This window comes from Agromyces sp. Root81, from assembly GCF_001429165.1.
Lineage (GTDB): Bacteria > Actinomycetota > Actinomycetes > Actinomycetales > Microbacteriaceae > Agromyces.
On the sequence record NZ_LMIR01000001.1, the window covers coordinates 996,238 to 1,015,327 of the forward strand.

The following is a 19,090-nucleotide window of genomic DNA, read 5'->3' on the forward strand; positions in this document are numbered from 1 at the left end:
GCGACGACTGCGGCCGGTGTTGGCTCGAATCATGCGCCTGACGAAACTCGAACACGCCGCACTCGTCATCGAGGAAGCGGGCGGCGAGCTGTTCATCGATCCGGGCAAGTTCACCCGGCCGGTGCCGGCCTCCGCCGCGGCCGTCGCCGTCGTGATCACCCACCGGCACGACGACCACTGGACGCCGGAGCAGCTGACCCGCATCGTCGCTGCCGCCCCCGAGGTGCGCATCTTCGGTCCCGCCGGCGTCGCCGCCGCCGCCGCCGACTTCCCCGTCGAGACCGTCGAGGCGGGCGACAGCGTCGAGGTCGGCCCGTTCCGGTTGCGGTTCTTCGGCGGCCGGCACGCCGTGATCCACCCGTCGATCCCCGTGATCGACAATCTCGGCGTGCTCGTGAACGACGCGCTCTACTACGGCGGCGACTCCTTCACGGTGCCGGGAGTGGCCGTCGAGGTGCTCGCGGCTCCGGCCGCCGCGCCCTGGATGAAGATCAGCGAGGCGATGGACTACGTCGTCGAGATCGCGCCCCGACGGGCGTTCCCGAGCCATGAGATGGTGCTCTCGCCGGCAGGGAAGGCGCTCTCGAACGCCCGCCTCGCCTGGGCGACCGAGCAGGGCGGCGGCGAGTACCTGCCGCTCGAGCCGGGCGGCACCATCGAGATCTGACCGCTCGCCGTCGGATCAGGCGACGGAAGCCTCGTCGGACTCGGCCCGCACGCGGAACGTCTGCGCGAGCGGCGCGGCGAGCGGCGTCATCCGCACCTCGACGCGGAGCCTGCCGGCGGCGCCGGGCAGGAACCACACGAGGTGGTCGGGCGAGTCGCAGACCGCGTCGACGGCCGTCTCGCTGGCCGCGGTGCGTCCGCCGATCGCCGCCCACGCGGCCTCGATGGCCGCGCGGCGCTCGACGAAGGGCACATCGAGGGCGACGTTCGTGGCGAGCACGGCCGACGCCGCGGCATCCGACCACTCGTTCACGAGTCGGCTGAGCACGACGGATGCCTCGAGGGTCTCCGGCCACGGCACCGGTGCCGGCGACACGGGGCTCACCCGGTCTGCGGCGTCCAGCACGAGCGCCAGCGCCTGCTCCGCGCCTTGGGAGACCCTCGCGTACGTCGCGTTCTCGAAGGCGACGACTCCGATGCCCGATGCGACGTGCCAGCGCATGTGCGCGCTGAAGCCCGGATACCCGCCCGAGTGCGACGCGATGGCGCCGAACCGCTCGTCGTGCTCGACGAAGAGGCCGAACCCGTAGCCGTACGCGACCGGCGGCGGCGGCACCGGCGCGCCGGGCATGGACGGAGGAGCGTGCCGTTTCGCAGCGACGCGCATGAGCTGCTGCATCTCGCGCCGGCTGGCGGCGCTGAGCGGACCGCGTTCGTCGCCGACCCATGCCGACGCGAGCCAAGCCGTCCACTCGGCGAGGCTCGCCGCCGAGGCGAAGAGTCCGCCGATGGCGGAGAACACGCCCGGGCCGGTGAATGGGAGCGCGAGCCATCCGTCGTCACCGAATCGGCGGTACCCGGTCGCGACCGCCGCACCGTCGTGCGCCGGCCGCTCGAAGTGCACGTCGAGTCCGAGCGGTTCGATGAGCTCGCGGGCGACGAAATCGGTGAACGCGTCGCCCGACACCCGTTCGACGACCTGGCCGAGCACGGCGTAACCGAGGTTCGAGTACTCGAGCACGGTGCCCGGCACCGTGGCGCAGCGGACGCCCGCGGCGAGCGTCGCACTGAACTCCTCGCGCGTCATGGACTCCTCGCGGTCGGCCCACGGGTCGTCGGTCGGGAGTCCGCCCGACATCGTCATGAGCATGCGCACCGTCGGGTCGACCTCGAGGCCGCCAGGAACCTCGGGCGAGAACTCGGGCACGAACGAGCGCGCCGGCGCATCGAGGTCGAGCAGGCCGCGGTCGCGGAGGAGCAGGAGGGCGGCAGCGGTGAAGCTCTTCGTGCAACTCGCGATGCGGAAGAGCGTGTCGGCGCCGGGCGACCGGCCGGTGTCGAGATCGTCGATGCCGATGCCGCCGGCGGCGACGACGCCGCTGCGATCGAACACGGACCAGCTCGCTCCCGGGGCGGTTCGCGCGGCGACCCGTTCGGTGAAGACGGCCTCGACGGCCTGCAGGGTCTCGGCGGCGACGGTCATGCTGCTCCTTCGTGATGCGCCCGCCGGCGCGGGCCGCAACCAGCGTACAAGTCGGAGGTTTCGCACGAGCTCGCGCCACTCGCCTGTGGCACTCCGACAACGTCGGACGGATTCGGCGGCGCTTCCGTTGGCGATTCGCACACAACTTCGGCCGCATACGTTGACGAAATCTCAGTCGCTGGTACGTTCATGTCACTTCGGGGTCGCTCCGCTCCGCCGATGATGCCGACGCCGGCATCGTCGGATGCGCGAGTCCCCGCGCCTCATGCGATCGGCCCACCCTCGCCGATCGACGGCGGCGGCCACGGCACCGGTCGCGAATCCTGCACCCCCCATCTCGGCGCGCACTGTCGCGCGCCCGCACACCTGGAGTCTCAATGACGAGAATCGAATCCGCCTCCGAGCACCAGCACGGCGCCGGTCTCAAGATCGCCGTCATCGTGCTCGCGCTCGCGCTCGCAACGATGACGACCCTCTTCCTGCTTACGACGAGCAAGCTCGCAGGCGGCGCCGACCAGCTGGCGGCGGGCGCGGCGCAGGCGAGCGACGGTTCGCAGCAGGTCGCCGACGGGGCGGGCGAGCTCTCGGCCGGAAGCGCGGAGCTGAGCGACGGTGCAGCGGATGCCGCGACCGGCGCCGAGAAGCTCTCTGTCGGTGCCGGTACAGCGGCCGTGGGTGCCGAGAAGCTCCGCGTCGGCGCCGCGAAGGCGGCGACCGGCGCCGTCACCCTTGCTGACGGGGCAGCGGCGAGCGCGACCGGTGCCGCTGAACTCGCCGAGGGCGCCGACAAGGCCGCCTCGGGCTCCGTCAGCCTGTCGGACGGCATCACGCTCGCAGCAGCCGGTGCGACCGACGTGCGCAACGGCGTCTCCCTCGTTGCCGCGGCGAACGGCGAGATCGCCGGCAAGTCCTCGCTCCTCAGTGCCGGCGCACGGGCAGTCGCCGACGGCGCCGGGGGAATCCGCGACGGCGTGAAGGCGGCGAACGCGGGCGTCACGGACGTCGCCAACGGTGCGCTGGCCCTGCAAGCCGGCGCCGACAAGGTGGAAGCAGGACTCGGCGCCCTCGCACCGGGCTTGGACACGCTGAAGGCCGGCGCGTCGGCCCTGGCCTCCGGCACGACGGAGCTTCACACCGGCGCGAAGGACCTCGTCACCGCGAACACCTCGCTCGTCGACGGCATCGCCGCATTGCGAGCCCAGCTCGAACAGGGCGGGGCATCCGCTGAAGTGCTCGGTTCGCTCGACCAGCTGAAGGCCGGTGCCGCACAGGCGGCAAGCGGCGCTGCCACGCTGGAAGTGGGTGCGGCGAACGCGGCCGCAGGCGCGGCTGACGTCGATACCGGCGTACAGACGGCGCACAGCACCGTCGCAGCGCTCGTTCCAGGCGCCACAACCGTCTCGGACGGCGCGGACGACCTTGTGATCGGAACTTCGACCCTCAGCGCGAAGCTCCAGCCGCTCGTGGTCGGCTCGGCGACTCTCGCCGACAAGAGCGTCGTGCTCGCCGCCGGCAACAGCCTGCTCGCGGGTGGCGCGGCCACGCTGTTCACGAAGACCGGCGACCTCCTCGCCGGCAGCACCCGGCTGAACGACGGCACCGCGACGCTCGACCTCCGTGTCGACGAATTGGTGGCCGGTACGCAGAAGGTCGCCGCCGGCGCGACGAGCCTGTCCTCGGGCGCCGAACGCCTCTCTACCGGTGCGAGCGACCTGTCTTCGGGCACGAGCGAGCTCGGCACGGGAGCGGCGAATCTCGCAGCCGGCACCAGTACGCTCCAGCGCGGAGCAGTCGAGCTGGCCGACGGCACGAGCGAACTCGCCGACGGTTCCGAGACGCTCGCGAGCGGAGCATCCCAGCTCGCGACCGGCACCACCGAGCTGAACGACGGCAATGTGCTCGTCGCCGAGGGCAGTGCGACGCTCGCCACCGGCGCGGCCGGAGTCTCCCCCGCGACCATGGGGCCGTGGCTCCTCGTCGCACTCGGTGTCGGTGCCGCAGCGATCGCGGCGTGGATCATCCACCGCGTGCGGTTCGCCCGACGGGAGTCGGTCACCGCCTGAGCACGGACCGGCCGCCGGGTCAGTGGCCTCGGTCGTCTCCGCGACCGGGGCCGCCCCGGCGGCCCTCGTCGCCGGGGCCGCCGTCGGACGAGCCGTCACCCGGCATCTGCTCTTCGTCGAAACCCTGCACCTGGGTCGTCTGATCCGGAGGCGGCGACTCGGTGCCGGGCAGCGGAGCGTGCGGCGGTGCGACCGGATGCCCCGGGTCGGCGACCGAGAACGCATCGCCGCCGTACTTCGCCGCGGCCACCGACATCACCATCGGCCACATGCGGTGGCGGGCTGTCGCGGCGGAACCGCTGCTGAACGAGATGCCGCGCTGGTTCGCGTCGCCGTAGAGGCTCACGACACCGGCGACCGTCGCCACCTTCGAGCTGGCGCCCGCCATCCAGGTGTCCTTGTTGCCGTCGGTCGTGCCGGTCTTGCCGATCAGCGGCACGTGCGGCTGCGTATCCCTGTTCGACACGGTCGCCGTGCCGTTCGTCATCACGAGCTGCATCGCGTAGTGCATGGCCGCCGCGACCTCGGGCGTGACGGACGGCGTGCACGACGATTTCGGCACCGCGACCTCCTCGCCGTCGCGGTCGACGATGCGATCGATCGCGATGGGCGTGCAGGTGACGCCGTTGTTCGCGATGCCGGCGAACGCGACCGCGAGACTGAGCGGCGCCACCTCGTTCGTGCCGAGCACCGACGAGGGCCCCTGCTGGAGCGGATCTCCGTTGGCCCGGTGCATCCCGAACGCCTCGGCGGTCTTGCGGATGCCGCAGAGGTCGAGCTTCTTCGCCATGCCGACGAAGCCGGTGTTGATCGAACCGATGGTCGATTCGAGCGCGGAATAGTTGGCGCCCGACTCGTTGGAGTCGTTCTTGGGGGCCCACTTCTCGGCGGTGGCGTTCACCGGGCCGTTGCAGCTGTCCTGGAAGATCCCCCAGTTCGACTTCGGCTTCGAGTCGACGCGTTCGTTCAGCGCATGCCCCTCGTTCAGCCATTGGGCGAGGGTGAACACCTTGTAGGTGGACCCGGGCTGGAACCCGCTCGACCCGCCCTGCGTGTAGTCGGTGTTGTAGTTGACGCTCGTGTACTGCGGGCCGAGTGCGAGCACGTCCGGGTCCTGGCTGTACACCTTGTTCTGCGCCATCGCAAGCACCCTGCCGGTGCCGACCTGCACGCTCGAGATCACGCTTCCGACGTCCCACCCGGGGTAGGTCTGCGGCACGTTCTGGGCGATCGCGTTCACCGCGGCGTTCTGCAGGTCGAGGTCGAGCGTCGTGTAGACGTCGTATCCCCCGCGACGGAAGTTGCGCATTCGCGTTTCCTCGTCTTCACCGAAGGTCGGGTCGGTCTGCAGGATGTTCTTGACGTAGTCGCAGAAGTACGCGGAGTCCGATGCGGTCTGGCAGCCGGTGCTCGGCTCGTTGATGACCGGCTCGATCGGCGTGGCGAGCGCGGCGTCGTACTCCTCCTGCGTGATCTTGTGCTCCTTGAGCATGTGCTCGAGGATGTAGTCGCGGCGCTCCTTGTTCTTCGCGTACCCGTTCGCGGCGCCGTTCTCCTCGCTCTCGGGCTTGTCGATCTGGAACTTCACGGGGTTGTTGACGATCGCCAGCAGCGATGCGGCCTGCGCGAGCGTGAGGTTCGCCGCACTCGTCGAGTAGTAGTAGTTGGCGGCCGCCTCGATGCCGTAGACGGTGCCGCCGAAGCCGGCGATGTTCAGGTAGCCGAGCAGGATCTCGCTCTTCGAGTACCGCTTCTCGACGCCGATCGCGAGACGCATCTCCTTGAGCTTGCGCTCGATGCCGGCACTGCCGTCGGATTCGGTGGCCGATTCGTAGCACTTCATGCGCTCGGCATCGACGAGGGCGGCGCGGTCGTCGTAGGTGAGCGCGTCCACCTCTTCTTCAGTGAGCCCCTCGACGGCGGTGTCATGGGCCTCCGCCTCGCACTCCTGCACGCGCACGTTCTTCACGTACTGTTGCGCGATCGAGGAACCACCCTGAGTGCGACCACCCGTCGCGGTCTTGACCGCTGCGCGGAGCGTGCCCTGGAGGTCGACGCCGCCGTGGTCGTAGAACCGCGGGTCCTCACCGGCGATCGCGGCGTCCTTCACGTACTGGTTGATAGCCTCCCAGCCGACCTCGACGCGGTTCTGGTCGTAGAACGAGGCGAGCAGCAGTGGCGCCCCGTCAGGGCCCATGGCGTAGATGTTGCTCTTCTCCGAGAGCTCGTCGATCTGGAGGTACCCCGGGAGGTTCTCGAACATGTTGATGGTTCCGGATGCCGCGATGCCGACGGTCGCGAGAGCCGGCGTCACTCCGGCCACGACGAGCATGGCGGCGGCGACACTCGCGGCGATGAGCCCCACGAAGCCGCCCAGGACGCCGAGTGGCGTTCGCGTCTCCTGGAAGTCACGATTCCGCATGTTCCCAGAACCCATGGCTCACCCAATCCTCTGTCGGCGTTTCGCGGTCTCCGTCGAGCCCGTAGGGAGGCTCGAAGGGTGCCGACACTCCATGCAAGCGCAGCGCACCCCGGATGTCCAGCCCGCGCGCGGCTCGCCGCCCACTGCGAGCGCGTCGGCGCCCGCTGCGAGCTGCCGGCGCGTGAGCCCGATCCGAACGTCGCCATGCGGCGGGATGATCGGGATCAGGTGGTGGATTCGCCCTGGCGGCGTATCGTGTGCCCCGGGAGGTCGAGATGACTGACAGGAGTTCGAACGCCGGATGCTTCGCCGGCGGAGGTGCGATCTACGGGCTCGGCATCATCGGGGCCTGGGTGTTCTTCTTCCAGCAGGCCGATGCGTTCTGGGAGTTCGTCGGGGCATTCTTCCAGGGCATCTTCTGGCCGGCGTTCATGGTGTACGAGGTGTTCCTGGCGCTCGTCGAGTGAGGCGTGCGCCTCGGATGTCCAGCCCACTCGCGGATCGGTGCGCGCGGCGAGCGCGTGGACACCCTATGCGAGCTGCCGCAGCGTGAGCGCGATCCGCCGTCGGACGTATCGAACGGTGAGCGCCCGTTCGAGACCGCGGTAGCCGCGAGGCGGGCCCTCGGCGAGCATGATGAGCGACAGGTAGAGCGAGGCGAGCCGGAAGTACTCCGTTTCGGCGCGCATGAGGTGCTGCTCGTACGCGAGACGCGGCAGGCCCTCGGGCGGAGCGACCTTGACGACGGCGTCGGGCCGGTCGGCGAACGCCAGCAGGTATGCGGCGTTGTACATGCCCTCGTCGAGCGGTCGCACGCTCGTGAGCCCGGCATCGCGAAGATGATGTGCGACGAGCTGTGCGATGGTCTCGCCCGGCACCGCGACCTTGCTGCGACCGTGCATCACCGCTCCCCGATCCGCATCGAATGGAGCGAGAATACCGAACAACGCTCGGTTTCTGCGAGGGGTACGAAAAAGGCCCGGATGACCGGGCCTTTTCACAAGATTCTGGCTGGGGTACCTGGACTCGAACCAAGAACAACGGTACCAGAAACCGCCGTGTTGCCAATTACACCATACCCCAATGGCTGAAACCGAAGTCCCGCGCCGACATGTAACTCTAGCCTACGGCGCGACGCCCGCCAAACTGAGCAGCGCTCACCCGGCGGGCGCCCGCGCGCGTCAGGCGAGCAGTGCCGTGAACCGGTCGATGCGTTCGAGCGAATCGACCTTGCCGAGGATCTGCATCGACTCGAAGAGCGGCGGCGAGATGCGCCGACCGGAGATGGCCGTGCGCACCGCCCCGAAGGCGACACGGGGCTTCAGCGCGAGGCCGTCGACGAGGGCAGCGCGCAGCGCCTCCTCGATCTGCTCGTGCGTCCACTCCTCGGCGGGCAGCCGGTCGAGGGCGTCGCGTGCCGCGGCGAGCACCGTCGGCGCGTCGGCGGTGAGCGCGGCGACGGCCGCCTCGTCGAACTCGAGGCCCGCGGCATCCGTGAACAGGAAGCCGAGCATGCCGGGAGCCTCGCCAAGGAGCGCGATGCGCTCCTGGATGAGCGGTGCGCCCTCGGCGAGCACGGCCTCCTCGCCGGGCGTGATCGGGCTGGAGACCGCGCCAGCGGCCTGCAGGTACGGCACGGTGCGCGCGGCGAAGTCGGCGACGTCGAGCTGGCGGATGTGGTCGCCGTTGATCGCCTCGGCCTTCTTCAGGTCGAAGCGAGCCGGGTTCGGGTTGACGTTCGCGACGTCGAACGCGGCGATGAGCTCGTCGCGCGAGAAGACGTCGCGGTCGGCCGAGAAGCCCCAGCCGAGCAGCGCGAGGTAGTTGACGAGCCCCTCGGGGATGAACCCGCGGTCGCGGTGGTGGAAGAGGTTCGACTCGGGGTCGCGCTTGGAGAGCTTCTTGTTGCCCTCGCCCATGACGTAGGGCAGGTGGCCGAAGCGCGGCACGAACGAGGTCACCCCGATGTCGATGAGCGCGTGGTAGAGCGCGATCTGACGCGGCGTCGACGAGAGCAGGTCTTCACCGCGGAGCACGTCGGTGATGCCCATGAGCGCGTCGTCGACGGGGTTCACGAAGGTGTAGAGCGGCGCACCGTTCGGGCGCACGACGACGAAGTCGATCGTCGACCCGATCGGGAAGTCGATGCGGCCGCGCACGAGGTCGTCGAAGCCGAGGTCGACCTCCGGCACGCGCAGGCGCAGCGCGGGCTGGCGCCCCTCGGCGCGGAACGCCGCCTTCTGCTCCTCGGTGAGGTCGCGGTCGTGATTGTCGTAGCCGAGCTGCTTCGGACGGCCGTTCGCCTCGTTGCGCGCGTCGATCTCCTCGGCCGTCGAGTACGACTCGTAGAGGTGGCCGGAGGCCGTCAGGCGCTCGATGACCTCGTGGTAGATCTCACCGCGCTGCGACTGCCGGTACGGACCGTGCGGGCCGCCGACGTCGACGCCCTCGTCCCACGTGAGACCGAGCCAGGTGAGCGCGTCGAGGATCTGCGCGTAGCTCTCCTCGCTGTCGCGTGCGGCGTCGGTGTCCTCGATGCGGAACACGAAGGTACCGCCGGTGTGACGCGCGTAGGCCCAGTTGAACAGGGCGGTGCGAACGAGGCCGACGTGCGGCGTTCCGGTCGGCGATGGGCAGAAGCGCACGCGGATGTCGCTGCCGGTGGCCGTGGTCGTGGGGTGAGCTGTCTCAGACATACGCCTCAATGCTACCGAGCGGCGAGGGCATCGAGCGCGGCGAGTGCTGCGCCGACGGCGGGCACCCGTTCCGCGCCGCGCGCGGTCACGAGGTGGAGCGAGCGCACGTCGGCGCGCGCGGTGGGTCTCGCAACCACGTCGGCGTGCCGCGGCGATGCGGCGAGCGCGAGCGCCGGCAGCAGGGCCACCCCGAGGCCCTGTGCGACCATGCCCTCGACGGCCACGAAGTTGTCGGTCTCGAAGGCGATGCGCGGCACGAAGCCGGCGGCCCCGGCGAGTTCGAGCAGGTGCCCGCGGCACCGCGGGCAGCCGGCGATCCAGGGCTCCTCGCGCAGCATCCGGAGATCGACGAAGTCGGATGCCGCCGCCGCATGCCCGGCTGGAAGCACGAGCTGCATCGGCTCGTCGCCGTAGCTCCGCACATCGAGCCCGCGTGCACTCGCCTGATGCGGGTCGTCGCGATCGCCCGGGTAGCTGAAGGTGATCGCGAGGTCGGCCTGGTCGGCTCGCACGGCTCGCACCGCCTCGGGTGGTTCGGCCTCCACGTAGGTGACGTCGATGCCGGGGTGCGCAGCGGCGAGCGCGGCGATGAGTCGGGGCACGAGCGTCGCCGACGCGGAGGGGAAGGCCACGAGTCGCACCCGCCCCGCCCGGAGGCCGCGGATCTCGGCGAGCTCGCCGGCGGCGGCCTCGAGGGCCGTGGCGACGTCCTGCGCGTGGCGCGCGAGCACCCGGCCAGCTTCGGTCAGGCGGATGCCCCGCCCCACCCGCTCCACGAGCGCGATGCCGGTGCGCTGCTCGAACCGCCGCAGCTGCTGGCTCACCGCGGGCTGGCTGTAGCCGAGCCACTCGGCGGCGGCGGTGAGCGACCCGTGCTCGGCGATCTGGTGCACGACGCGCACCGTCTGCAGGTCGAGGGCGGCGGCGAGGGCGTCGATCGAGGCATCCGACATGCCTGAATCATAACCGGAAGGCATGTGTGTGATCATTCGATGGGTCTTGTTGAATGAATCAGGCTCGCCGAGACTTGGTTCCATGCACCCCATTCGTGAGCGGTACGCCGCAGGACGCGGCTACCTCGCCGCCTGCACCATGGGCCTGCCCGCCGACGTCACGCGCGACGCCGTGCGACGCGACCTCGAGTCGTGGTCGGCCGGCACCGCGTGCGGCGTCGAGTACGGCGAGATCCACGACCGCGCCCGCGGCCACGCCGCGACGCTGCTCGGCCGCGCGCCGAGCGAGATCGCCACCGGATCCCAGGTGTCGGTCTTCACCGCACTCGTGGCGGCCTCGGCGCCCGCCGGGGCGGAGATCGTGTGCGTCGACGGCGACTTCTCCTCCGTGATCGGCCCGTTCCTCGCCCGAGGCGACCTGCGCGTGCGCCACGTGCCGCTGGCCGAGCTGGCGGGCGCCGTGACCGACTCGACGTGGCTCGTCTCCTATTCGCTCGTGCAGTCGGCGACGGGCGAGGTCGCCGACGCGGCATCCGTCAACACGGCAGCCCGCAACGCCGGCGCGCTCACGCTCGTCGACACCACGCAGGCCACGGGCTGGATGCCGACCGACTCACTCGACGCCGATGTCGTGATCTGCCACGCGTACAAATGGCTGTCTGCGCCCCGCGGCGCGGCCTTCGCCGCATTCTCGACCCGGGCGGTCGACGAGTTGACGCCGCACGCGGCGGGCTGGTACTCGGGCACCGACCCGTGGGCGTCGTGCTACGGCCCGGAGCTGCACCTCGCGGCGGGCGCGCAGCGCTTCGACGTCTCCCCCGCATGGCACGCCTGGGCGGGCGCCGAGGCGGCCCTCGAACTCGCCGCCTCGCTGGACATGGAGGCGGTGCGTCGTCACGACGTCGGGCTCGCGAACGCGTTCCGCGAGCGGCTCGGGATGGCCCCTTCCGACAGTGCGATCGTGGCGTGGCCCGACCTCGACGGCAGTGCGCTCGCTGCGCTCGGCGCCGCGGGCATCACCGCGTCGGGGCGTGCCGGCCGGGCCCGTGTCGCGTTCCACGTCTGGAACGACGACGAGGACGTCGAGCTCGCGGCGCGCGGACTCAGGCTGCGCTGACCGGCGACTCCTTCGAGAACGCCTTGAGGTCGAAGCCGGGGTCGGCCGCCTGACTCGGCGACGGCAGCCGCCCGCTGTCGAAGCAGCGCCGGGCCGACAGGTGGTCCGCTGCGGCGTTGAACGACTCGACCGACACGAGGTCGTCGCCGCTGAAGCCGAAGATCGAGAACCGGCCCGACTCGACGTCGCCGCGCACGACGACGTCGAGTCCCGGACGGGGCACACCGACGATGTCGAGTCGGAGCGGCCCCTGGTGGGTCCAGAACCGCGGCGTCGCCCGGTACGGCTCGTTCGTCGCGCCGAGGAGCCGTGCCGCGAGGTACCGAGCCTGATCGACGGCGTTCTGCACGGACTCCAGCCGCGCGACGCCGTGGTCGCCGTCGACGAAGCGGGCGCAGTCGCCGATCGCCGAGACGAACGGGTCTCGTGTGCCGAGCCGGGAGTCGACCAGGATCCCGTCGTCCGTCGCGAGCCCGGCCCGCGCGCCGAGCTCGTCTTCGGCGACGGCGCCGACGCCGAGGAGGACGAGGTCCGCCGGCACGAGCTCGCCCGATTCCAGCCGCACGCCGGCGGCTCTGCCGCTCACGTCCAGGATCGCCGCGACCCGCTCGCCGTACCGGATCGTCGTCCCGAGTCGGCGATGCACATCGGCGAGCTGCGCGGAGGCGGCCCCGGTGAGGGACCTCGGCATCGGCCGGCCTCCCGACGCGATCACCGTCGTCGCGACACCGCGCGCGACCGCTGCGGCCGCGAACTCGAGCCCGATGAACCCGGCGCCGACCACGACCGCCGACGACACTGATGCGAGGCGTTCACGCAGGCGATCGGCGTCCTCCACCGTGCGGAGGCGATGAACGCCGTCGAGCTCGGCACCCGGCACGTCGAGGGCCCGATGGCGGCTGCCGAGTGCGAGGACGAGCCGGTCGTACGACAGCTGTTCCCCGTTCGAGAGCGTCACCGTGCGTGCGGGCCGGTCGATCGCCGTCGCGGAGACGCCCCGGCGCGACTCGATCCCGACGTCGTCGAAGAACGCCGACCCGCGAAGCGGCAACGGCTCGTCGGCGCCCGGGAGATCCGACAGGTGGGACTTCGACAGCGGCGGGCGCTGGTACGGCAGGCACGGCTCGTCGCCGACGAGCACGATCCGCCCCGCGAACCCGCCGCTCCGCAACGAGTCCGCGAACTGCACGCCAGCCTGCCCGGCACCCACGACGACGACGCCATCGGCCGGACGAAGCGGCTCGACTCCCCCGGGCACGTCGCTCACACCTGGGCCGAGGGCACGTCGACGACGATCTCGTCGAAGGCGACGCCGGCCGCGAGCTGGCAGCCGAGCCGGCTGCGCCGCTCGTCACGGGGAGCGACGGTGCAGTCCAGCATCTCCTCCTCGTCGTCGGAGATCGGCGGGAGCGCATCGAGATGCTCGTCGCGCACGTAGACGTGGCACGTCGCGCACATCGCCTGGCCGCCGCACTCGCCGACGATGCCGGGGACGCTGTTCGTGATCGCCGCACGCATGATCGAGGTGCCGGCCTCGACGTCGACCTCACGGGTTCCTCGGTCGCCGAGTCCGTAGGTGATCTTCACGCGGCCGCTCCCTTCCGCTCGCGCTGCCAGGTGACCGGCAGCTTCAGCATTCCGCGGAACACCCAACCCCCGGCCGATGTCTCGCGGTCGCCGTCGATCTCGAGGCCCTCGAAGCGTTCGAACAGCCTCGGCAGGGCGACCTGGGCGACGGAGGACTTCGCGACCCACGCGCCCGCGCAGTAGTGCGCGCCACCGCCGAAGGCGAGGTGCGGCTTCTTCTCGCGGGCGATGTCGAAGCGCTCCGCGTACTCGAAGACCCGCTCGTCGCGGTTGGCCGAGAGCACCACGATCCCGAGTCGCGACCCGGCCGGGAGTCGCACGCCGCCGAGTTCGACGTCACGCGTGGTCTCCCGCGGGTACATCCCGATCGGGGCGATCCAGCGGATCGCCTCGTCGAACGCGACCGGCCAGAGCGCCGGGTCCTGCAGCACGCGGCCGAGCTGGTCGGGATTCTCGAGCAGCGCCCATGCGGCGGTGCCGATCACGTCCCGAGGCTCGTTCAACCCGCCGCCGATGGTCATCTTCAGGTTCGCCCGGATGGCCTCGATCGGCAACCGCTCACCGCCCGGCATGTTCACGAGACCCGAGATGAGCGAGGCATCCGGGTGCGCGGCGTAGTACGGCAGCAGCTCGTCGATCGCCCGGTCGACCTCCTCGGAGGAGCGGCGCCCCTTCTCCCACACGACGGGGTCGTCGGCGTAGTTGCCGGTCGCGTCGATCATCGTCTGGCTCCAGCGCTGCAGGTCCTCCTGCGTCGCGTTCACGAAGCCGAGGATGCTCCGCAGGTTCTCCGCCGCGAGCGGGGCGGCGAAGTCCCAGATCAGGTCGGCCGCGTCACCGGCGTCGGCGAGCCGGTCGAGGTATCGCTCGGTGTTCGCCTCGAACACCTCGCGCCAGACCGTCTTGATCGCACCGGGACGCAGTGGCGGCTGCCATGCCGCTCGCTCGGGCGCGTGTTCGGGATCGTCCTTGCGGAGCATGCTGTGGCCCATCGACCGCTTCATGAGCGAGCCCGTCTCGTCGGCGCTGAACGTCTCGCCGTCCATCTCGGCCGTGTGGCACTCGTCGTACGTGACCACCATGTAACGGTTCACCGACGGCACCCAGTGCACGGCGGCCTCCGCGCGCATGCGCTGGAAGATCGGGAACGGATCACGGTACATGTCGGGGATCGTCACCCATTCCGAGACGGGCGCCTCGCGTGCTGCAGTCATCGTCGACTCTCTCCTTCGCTCACCGAGCGGATATCGGTCCATTCCTCGGCATGGACATGCTCGCGCGACCCAAACCACAGCACAAGCGTTGAATTCTGGGGTGAAACATCGGAGAATCCGATGTATGGCCGATTTCACCCTGCGCCAACTCGCCCACTTCGTCGCCATCGCCGAGGAGGGATCGATCGCCGGCGCCGCTGCACGGCAGCATTTCTCGCCGTCGGCCCTGGCCGCATCGCTCGACGACCTCGAGAAGGCCGTCGGCGCGCGCCTCTGCCAGCGGCGCAAGGCCCACGGCATCGTGCTGACGGCCGACGGCGAACTCGCGCTCGCCATGGCCCGCGACCTCCTGTCGCGAGCCGTCGAGTTCGGCGATCGCCTCGCGGCGCCCGACGGCCAGCTCGCCGGTGCGATGACGGTCGGCTGCTACCGAACGCTCGCACCGACCGTGCTCCCGACGCTGCTCGAGGGCTTCGGCGCGGTGCACCCGCAGGTCCGCCTCGACTTCGTCGAAGGCGGCGGCGACGAGCTGCAGGAGATGCTCGCATCGGGCCGCATCGATGCGGCGATCCTGTACGACCGCGACGTCTCGGGCGACTTCGACGCCGTCGAGCTGTACCGCATCCGGCCGCACGTGCTGCTGCCGAGCACCCACCCGATGGCCGGTCGGCGATCGGTCCGGCTCGCCCGACTCGCGGACGAGCCGTTCATCCTGCTCGACCTCCCGCCGAGCACCCAGAACACGATGGCCATCTTCGACCGCGTCGGCGTCTCGCCGCAGGTACGGCACCGGACCACGAGCTACGAGCTCACCCGGGCGCTCGTCGGTCGCGGTCTCGGCTACACCGTGCTGGTGCAGCGCACCCGCACCGACCGCACGTACGACGGCCACGAGGTGCGCATCTGCGAGATCTCCCCCGAGATGCCCGCCATCCGCGTCATGCTGCTGCGCAGGCACGGCTCGGACAACGCCAAGGCGCAGGCGCTCGCCGACTTCGCGACCGACCACGTGGAGGCGTTCAGTCCGCTCGGAGGCTGACGCGAGTCGTGCGCGGAGCCGGCCGGGAACGCGGATGCCCCGGGGTGTCACGCGCCCCGGGGCATCCGTGGAGATCAGCCGCGCGCCCCGTAGATCGGGTTCCTCGCCTGCTCCTCCTCGTTGTCCGGGCCGAGGTCGATCCCCGTGCGGTCGCGGATGAGGAGCGTCGCGATGAACGCGACCACGGTGATCGCCACCATGTACCAGCCGATCGAGATCACCGAACCGGTCGCCTGCACGATCGCCTGCGCGATCATGGGAGCGAATGCGCCGCCGATGATCGCGCCGATGGCGTAGGAGATCGCGATGCCCGAGTACCGGATCGACGCCGGGAACAGCTCCGAGAAGAACGCCGCCTGCGGGCCGTACGTCAGTCCGTTGCCGATCGTGAAGAGCGAGATGCCGACCGTGAACCACAGGATCTCGCCCGTGTCGACCAGGAAGAACATCGGGAAGACCGTCGCCAGCTGCACCACCCAGCCGATGATGTAGGTCGTGCGGCGACCGATGCGGTCGGAGACGACCCCGCCGAACCATGTCGTCGCCAGCCAGACGACGGCCGCCACGCTCACGGCGAGGAGCACCGGCGTGATGGGCAGCGCGTGCGGCCCCTCGGGGTCGGTGGCGTAGCGCTGGAGGAATCCGCCCGTCGTCATGTAGCCGGCGGCGTTGTTGCCGGCGAAGGTGAGGGCCGCGAGGATCACGAGCAACGCGTGGAAGCGGAACAGCTTCGCGATCGGCACGTTGCTGCGCTGCTTGCGCTCGGCGAGCGCCGTGAAGACCGGGCTCTCGTCGACCGAGCGGCGCACCCACATGCCGACGAACAGCAACACGATGCTGAAGAGGAACGGCACCCGCCAACCCCACTCGAGGAACGCCTCACCGGGCGCGAACACGCCGGCCATGAGCGCGAGCACCGCGGAGGCGAGCAGCATGCCGATCGGCACGCCGATCTGCGGGAAGGCGCCGAAACGTCCGCGCTTGGCCGCCGGAGCGTGCTCGACGGCCATGAGAACGGCGCCGCCCCACTCGCCACCCGCCGAGACGCCCTGGAGGATGCGCAGGAGGAGCAGCAGGATCGGCGCGGCGATGCCGATCTGCGCGTACGTGGGCAGGAGGCCGATGAGCGTGGTCGCGATGCCCATGAGCCCGAGCGTCAGCACCAGCATGGTGCGGCGCCCCAGTCGGTCGCCGAAGTGTCCGGCGAGGAATGCGCCGAGCGGGCGGAAGAGGAAGCTGATGCCGACCGAGGCGAACGCCACGAGAGTGGCGAGCGAGTCGCCCGCGGGCGCGAAGAACGCCGCGGCGAACACGAGGCCCGAGGCGTTCGCATAGATGAAGAAGTCGTACCACTCGATCGTGGTGCCGATGACGGTCGCGAAGGCGATCCGTCGCTGCTCTTTCGTCGATGTCGGCTGCGGCGGGGCAAGGGTTGCTGACACGTGGGGACTCCTTCGTCGAGGTCGCCGGGCACGGGGATGCGCCGGCGCCGACCTGGCCTCGAGATCGCTGCGCGAGTCGCAATCCAGGGCATCGTCGGTGATGCGGCCGGTCGGTCCGGTCATGCTGGCACGCGCGAACTCGACGCGGCAACGGGATGCCGGGAGCGTCGAGGGCGCCTGGACCCGGATTCCGGACGACGCCGTCACCTGCTCGAGCGGTCTCGGGTCGCGCGGGCGCCGCAAGCGTCAGTTGCGCGATCCGCGTGTTCCCGCGGCGCGCGCCCCATCGACGGCGACGAGACCTCGCCGCCGGCGCGGATCAGCACCGCATTCGAACCTCGCAACGGCCGATGATGATCGTCGCGACTTCCGTGGTTGGCTCAGGCCGAGCGCACCGGGTTCGAGAGTGTTCCGAGTCCGGTCACGTCGACCTCGACCGTGTCGCCGTCGACGATCGGGCCGACACCTGCGGGCGTGCCCGTGAGGATGACGTCGCCGGGCAGCAGGGTGAACACGCTCGACGCGTGAGCGATGATCGTCGAGACCGAGTGCACCATGTCGGCGAGACGCCCCGACTGGCGACGCGCTCCGTTCACCCTCGTCTCGATCGTGGCCGTCTCGAAGTCGACGTGCGTCTCGATCACCGGCCCGAGCGGGCAGAAGGAGTCGAAGCCCTTCGCGCGGGCCCACTGGCCGTCGCGCTGCTGCAGGTCGCGGGCCGTCACGTCGTTGGCGATCGTGTAGCCGAAGATGTAGTCCTCGGCATCCGCCTCGGACACGTTCTTCGCGATGCGTCCGATGACGACCGCGAGCTCGCCCTCGTGCTCGACCCGCTCGCTCTGCTTCGGGAGCACGATCGCGTCGCCGGGCCCGACCACCGAGGTGTTCGGCTTCAGGAAGAGCAGCGGCTCGGCCGGCGCCTCGCCGCCCATCTCCGCGGCGTGATCGCGGTAGTTCTTGCCGACCGCGACGACCTTCGAGCGCGGGATGACGGGAGCGAGCAGCTTCGCATCGGTGAGCTTGACGCGCTCGCCCGTGGGCTCGTAGCCCGCGAACATCGGGTCGGCCTTCAGCACGACGAGCTCGTGCTCCTCTTCGTCGACGATGCCGAATGCGATGGTGTCGTCGTGGCTGAAACGCGCGATCTTCATGCCGTCAGCCTACCCGCGGCGGTCTCCGCGCCGAGTCGCAGGACGATCGCCGCGGCACGCCGCACGTGGTCGGCATGTCGCCGCGAACCGGCCTGCGAATCGGTGAAGCGAGACGGGCGCGAGGCCGTCAGGCGTCGAGGCGGGTGAGCCAGCCGTGACGGTCTTCGGCCCGGCCGTACTGGATGTCGGTGAGCTCCTGACGCAGCGAGAGCGCGAGAGCGGATGCCTCGTCGCCCGCGTGCACGATCTCGAAGTCGGTGCCGAGGAGGCGGCCGATGGGCACGACGACCGCGGCGGTGCCGCAGGCGAAGGCGCCGACGATCTCGCCGGACTCGGCGCCGCTGCGCCACTCGTCGAGCGAGATGGCGCGGTGCTCGACCGTGTGGCCGCGGTCGGCCGCGAGCTGCAGGATCGAGTCGCGCGTGATGCCCTCGAGGATCGAAGCCGACTCGGGGGTGACGATGGTGCCGTCGCGCTTGACGAGCACGATGTTCATGCCGCCGAGCTCTTCGAGGTTGCCCTCGTCGTCGAGGAAGGCCACCTGCTGGCAGCCCTGCTCGTAGGCCTCTGCCTGCGGCAGCAGGCTCGACGCGTAGTTGCCGCCGGTCTTGGCGGCACCCGTGCCGCCCTTGCCCGCGCGGGAGTACTGCGTGGAGAGCCAGATGCTCACCGGCTCGACGCCGCCGGGGAAGTAGGCGCCGGCCGGGCTCGCGATCACGTAGTACGCGACCTTCTTGGCCGGGCGCACACCGAGGAATGCCTCTTTCGCGAACATGAACGGCCGCAGGTAGAGGCTCGTCTCCGCCGCGCTCGGCACCCAGTCGGCGTCGACCGCGATGAGCTGCTTCAGCGACTCGATGAAGATCTCGCTCGGCAGCTCGGGCAGGGCCATTCGACGCGCGGAGCGCTGCATGCGGGAAGCGTTCTCGAACGGCCGGAAGGTGTGGATCGAGCCGTCGGCGTGACGGTACGCCTTCATGCCCTCGAAGATCTCCTGCGCGTAGTGCAGCACCGCGGCGGCCGGGTCGAGCGGGATCGGGCCGTAGGGCGAGACGCGCGGGCGGTGCCACCCGCCCTTCTCCGACCAGCAGATGTCGACCATGTGGTCGGTGAAGTGATTGCCGAAACCGGGGTCGGCGAGGATCGCCTCCCGTTCGGCGGGCGTCTTGGCCTCGCCGTTGCGGGTGACCTGCCAGATGAGACCGGCTGCCGACGGGGCCTGGAGCGGGAGGTTGATCGTCATGATGTTCGTCCTTC

16 protein-coding genes and 1 tRNA gene are annotated in these 19,090 nt (G+C 70.5%); 5 read left to right on the forward strand and 12 right to left on the reverse strand.

Features of this window, described 5'->3' with window-relative positions; all coding sequences use genetic code 11:
- The first annotated feature begins 31 nt into the window (after nt 1-31).
- Nucleotides 32-667: an MBL fold metallo-hydrolase gene (locus tag ASE14_RS04745; protein ID WP_056651350.1), complete on the forward strand. Its 636-nt coding sequence runs from the start codon at nt 32-34 to the stop codon at nt 665-667.
- Between the two features lie 15 nt (nt 668-682).
- Here ASE14_RS04745 and ASE14_RS04750 read toward each other — a convergent pair whose 3' ends face one another.
- Nucleotides 683-2,149 carry a serine hydrolase gene (locus tag ASE14_RS04750; protein WP_056651353.1) on the reverse strand — a complete coding sequence of 489 codons (1,467 nt, stop codon included), beginning with the start codon at nt 2,147-2,149 and terminating at the stop codon, nt 683-685.
- 377 nt (nt 2,150-2,526) lie between these two features.
- Here ASE14_RS04750 and ASE14_RS04755 point away from each other — a divergent pair, with 377 nt between their 5' ends.
- Complete coding sequence (locus ASE14_RS04755; protein ID WP_056651356.1) at nt 2,527-4,212, forward strand: hypothetical protein; 1,686 nt, start codon at nt 2,527-2,529, stop codon at nt 4,210-4,212.
- A 19-nt stretch (nt 4,213-4,231) separates the two neighbouring features.
- Here ASE14_RS04755 and ASE14_RS04760 read toward each other — a convergent pair whose 3' ends face one another.
- Nucleotides 4,232-6,634 carry a transglycosylase domain-containing protein gene (locus tag ASE14_RS04760; protein WP_056651359.1) on the reverse strand — a complete coding sequence of 801 codons (2,403 nt, stop codon included), beginning with the start codon at nt 6,632-6,634 and terminating at the stop codon, nt 4,232-4,234.
- A 275-nt stretch (nt 6,635-6,909) separates the two neighbouring features.
- Between ASE14_RS04760 and ASE14_RS04765 the strand changes: the two genes are divergently transcribed.
- The gene (locus ASE14_RS04765; RefSeq protein ID WP_056651782.1) at nt 6,910-7,101 is read left to right on the forward strand and encodes a hypothetical protein; all 192 of its coding nucleotides are present in this window, start codon (nt 6,910-6,912) and stop codon (nt 7,099-7,101) included.
- Nucleotides 7,102-7,164: 63 nt separating this feature from the next.
- Here ASE14_RS04765 and ASE14_RS04770 read toward each other — a convergent pair whose 3' ends face one another.
- From ASE14_RS04770 to ASE14_RS04785, 4 genes are all read right to left on the reverse strand, one after another.
- On the reverse strand, nt 7,165-7,536 hold the full coding sequence (locus ASE14_RS04770; RefSeq protein ID WP_056651362.1) for a hypothetical protein: 372 nt from the start codon (nt 7,534-7,536) through the stop codon (nt 7,165-7,167).
- Between the two features lie 106 nt (nt 7,537-7,642).
- Nucleotides 7,643-7,717, reverse strand: a tRNA-Gln gene (locus ASE14_RS04775).
- 98 nt (nt 7,718-7,815) lie between these two features.
- The gene (gltX, locus tag ASE14_RS04780; protein WP_056651365.1) at nt 7,816-9,330 is read right to left on the reverse strand and encodes a glutamate--tRNA ligase; all 1,515 of its coding nucleotides are present in this window, start codon (nt 9,328-9,330) and stop codon (nt 7,816-7,818) included.
- Nucleotides 9,331-9,341: 11 nt separating this feature from the next.
- Entirely contained in the window at nt 9,342-10,283 is a 942-nt protein-coding gene (locus ASE14_RS04785) for a LysR family transcriptional regulator (RefSeq protein WP_056651369.1), read from the reverse strand.
- Between the two features lie 82 nt (nt 10,284-10,365).
- Here ASE14_RS04785 and ASE14_RS04790 point away from each other — a divergent pair, with 82 nt between their 5' ends.
- Nucleotides 10,366-11,400 carry an aminotransferase class V-fold PLP-dependent enzyme gene (locus tag ASE14_RS04790; RefSeq protein WP_056651372.1) on the forward strand — a complete coding sequence of 345 codons (1,035 nt, stop codon included), beginning with the start codon at nt 10,366-10,368 and terminating at the stop codon, nt 11,398-11,400.
- On the opposite strand, the gene ASE14_RS04795 is transcribed toward ASE14_RS04790, so the two are convergent.
- Genes ASE14_RS04795 through ASE14_RS04805 form a run of 3 tightly spaced genes read right to left on the reverse strand, consistent with a single transcriptional unit; the run spans nt 11,387 to nt 14,201 of the window.
- Entirely contained in the window at nt 11,387-12,667 is a 1,281-nt protein-coding gene (locus tag ASE14_RS04795) for an NAD(P)/FAD-dependent oxidoreductase (protein ID WP_235511085.1), read from the reverse strand. The genes ASE14_RS04790 and ASE14_RS04795 overlap by 14 nt on opposite strands.
- Nucleotides 12,664-12,987: a 2Fe-2S iron-sulfur cluster-binding protein gene (locus tag ASE14_RS04800; RefSeq protein WP_056651377.1), complete on the reverse strand. Its 324-nt coding sequence runs from the start codon at nt 12,985-12,987 to the stop codon at nt 12,664-12,666. The genes ASE14_RS04795 and ASE14_RS04800 overlap by 4 nt, the downstream gene beginning before the upstream one ends.
- Nucleotides 12,984-14,201 carry a cytochrome P450 gene (locus ASE14_RS04805; protein WP_082600086.1) on the reverse strand — a complete coding sequence of 406 codons (1,218 nt, stop codon included), beginning with the start codon at nt 14,199-14,201 and terminating at the stop codon, nt 12,984-12,986. The genes ASE14_RS04800 and ASE14_RS04805 overlap by 4 nt, the downstream gene beginning before the upstream one ends.
- A gap of 124 nt (nt 14,202-14,325) precedes the next feature.
- Here ASE14_RS04805 and ASE14_RS04810 point away from each other — a divergent pair, with 124 nt between their 5' ends.
- Complete coding sequence (locus tag ASE14_RS04810) at nt 14,326-15,240, forward strand: LysR substrate-binding domain-containing protein (protein ID WP_056651382.1); 915 nt, start codon at nt 14,326-14,328, stop codon at nt 15,238-15,240.
- Nucleotides 15,241-15,314: 74 nt separating this feature from the next.
- Here ASE14_RS04810 and ASE14_RS04815 read toward each other — a convergent pair whose 3' ends face one another.
- The 3 genes from ASE14_RS04815 to ASE14_RS04825 form a co-directional block, all read right to left on the reverse strand.
- Nucleotides 15,315-16,682 (reverse strand): MFS transporter, encoded by a 1,368-nt coding sequence (locus ASE14_RS04815; protein ID WP_056651385.1) that lies wholly within the window; start codon nt 16,680-16,682, stop codon nt 15,315-15,317.
- A 380-nt stretch (nt 16,683-17,062) separates the two neighbouring features.
- Nucleotides 17,063-17,833 carry a fumarylacetoacetate hydrolase family protein gene (locus ASE14_RS04820; RefSeq protein ID WP_056651388.1) on the reverse strand — a complete coding sequence of 257 codons (771 nt, stop codon included), beginning with the start codon at nt 17,831-17,833 and terminating at the stop codon, nt 17,063-17,065.
- 127 nt (nt 17,834-17,960) lie between these two features.
- A complete protein-coding gene (locus tag ASE14_RS04825) occupies nt 17,961-19,076 on the reverse strand; it encodes a branched-chain amino acid aminotransferase (RefSeq protein WP_056651391.1) in 1,116 nt (371 codons plus the stop codon).
- Between the last annotated feature and the right edge of the window lie 14 nt (nt 19,077-19,090).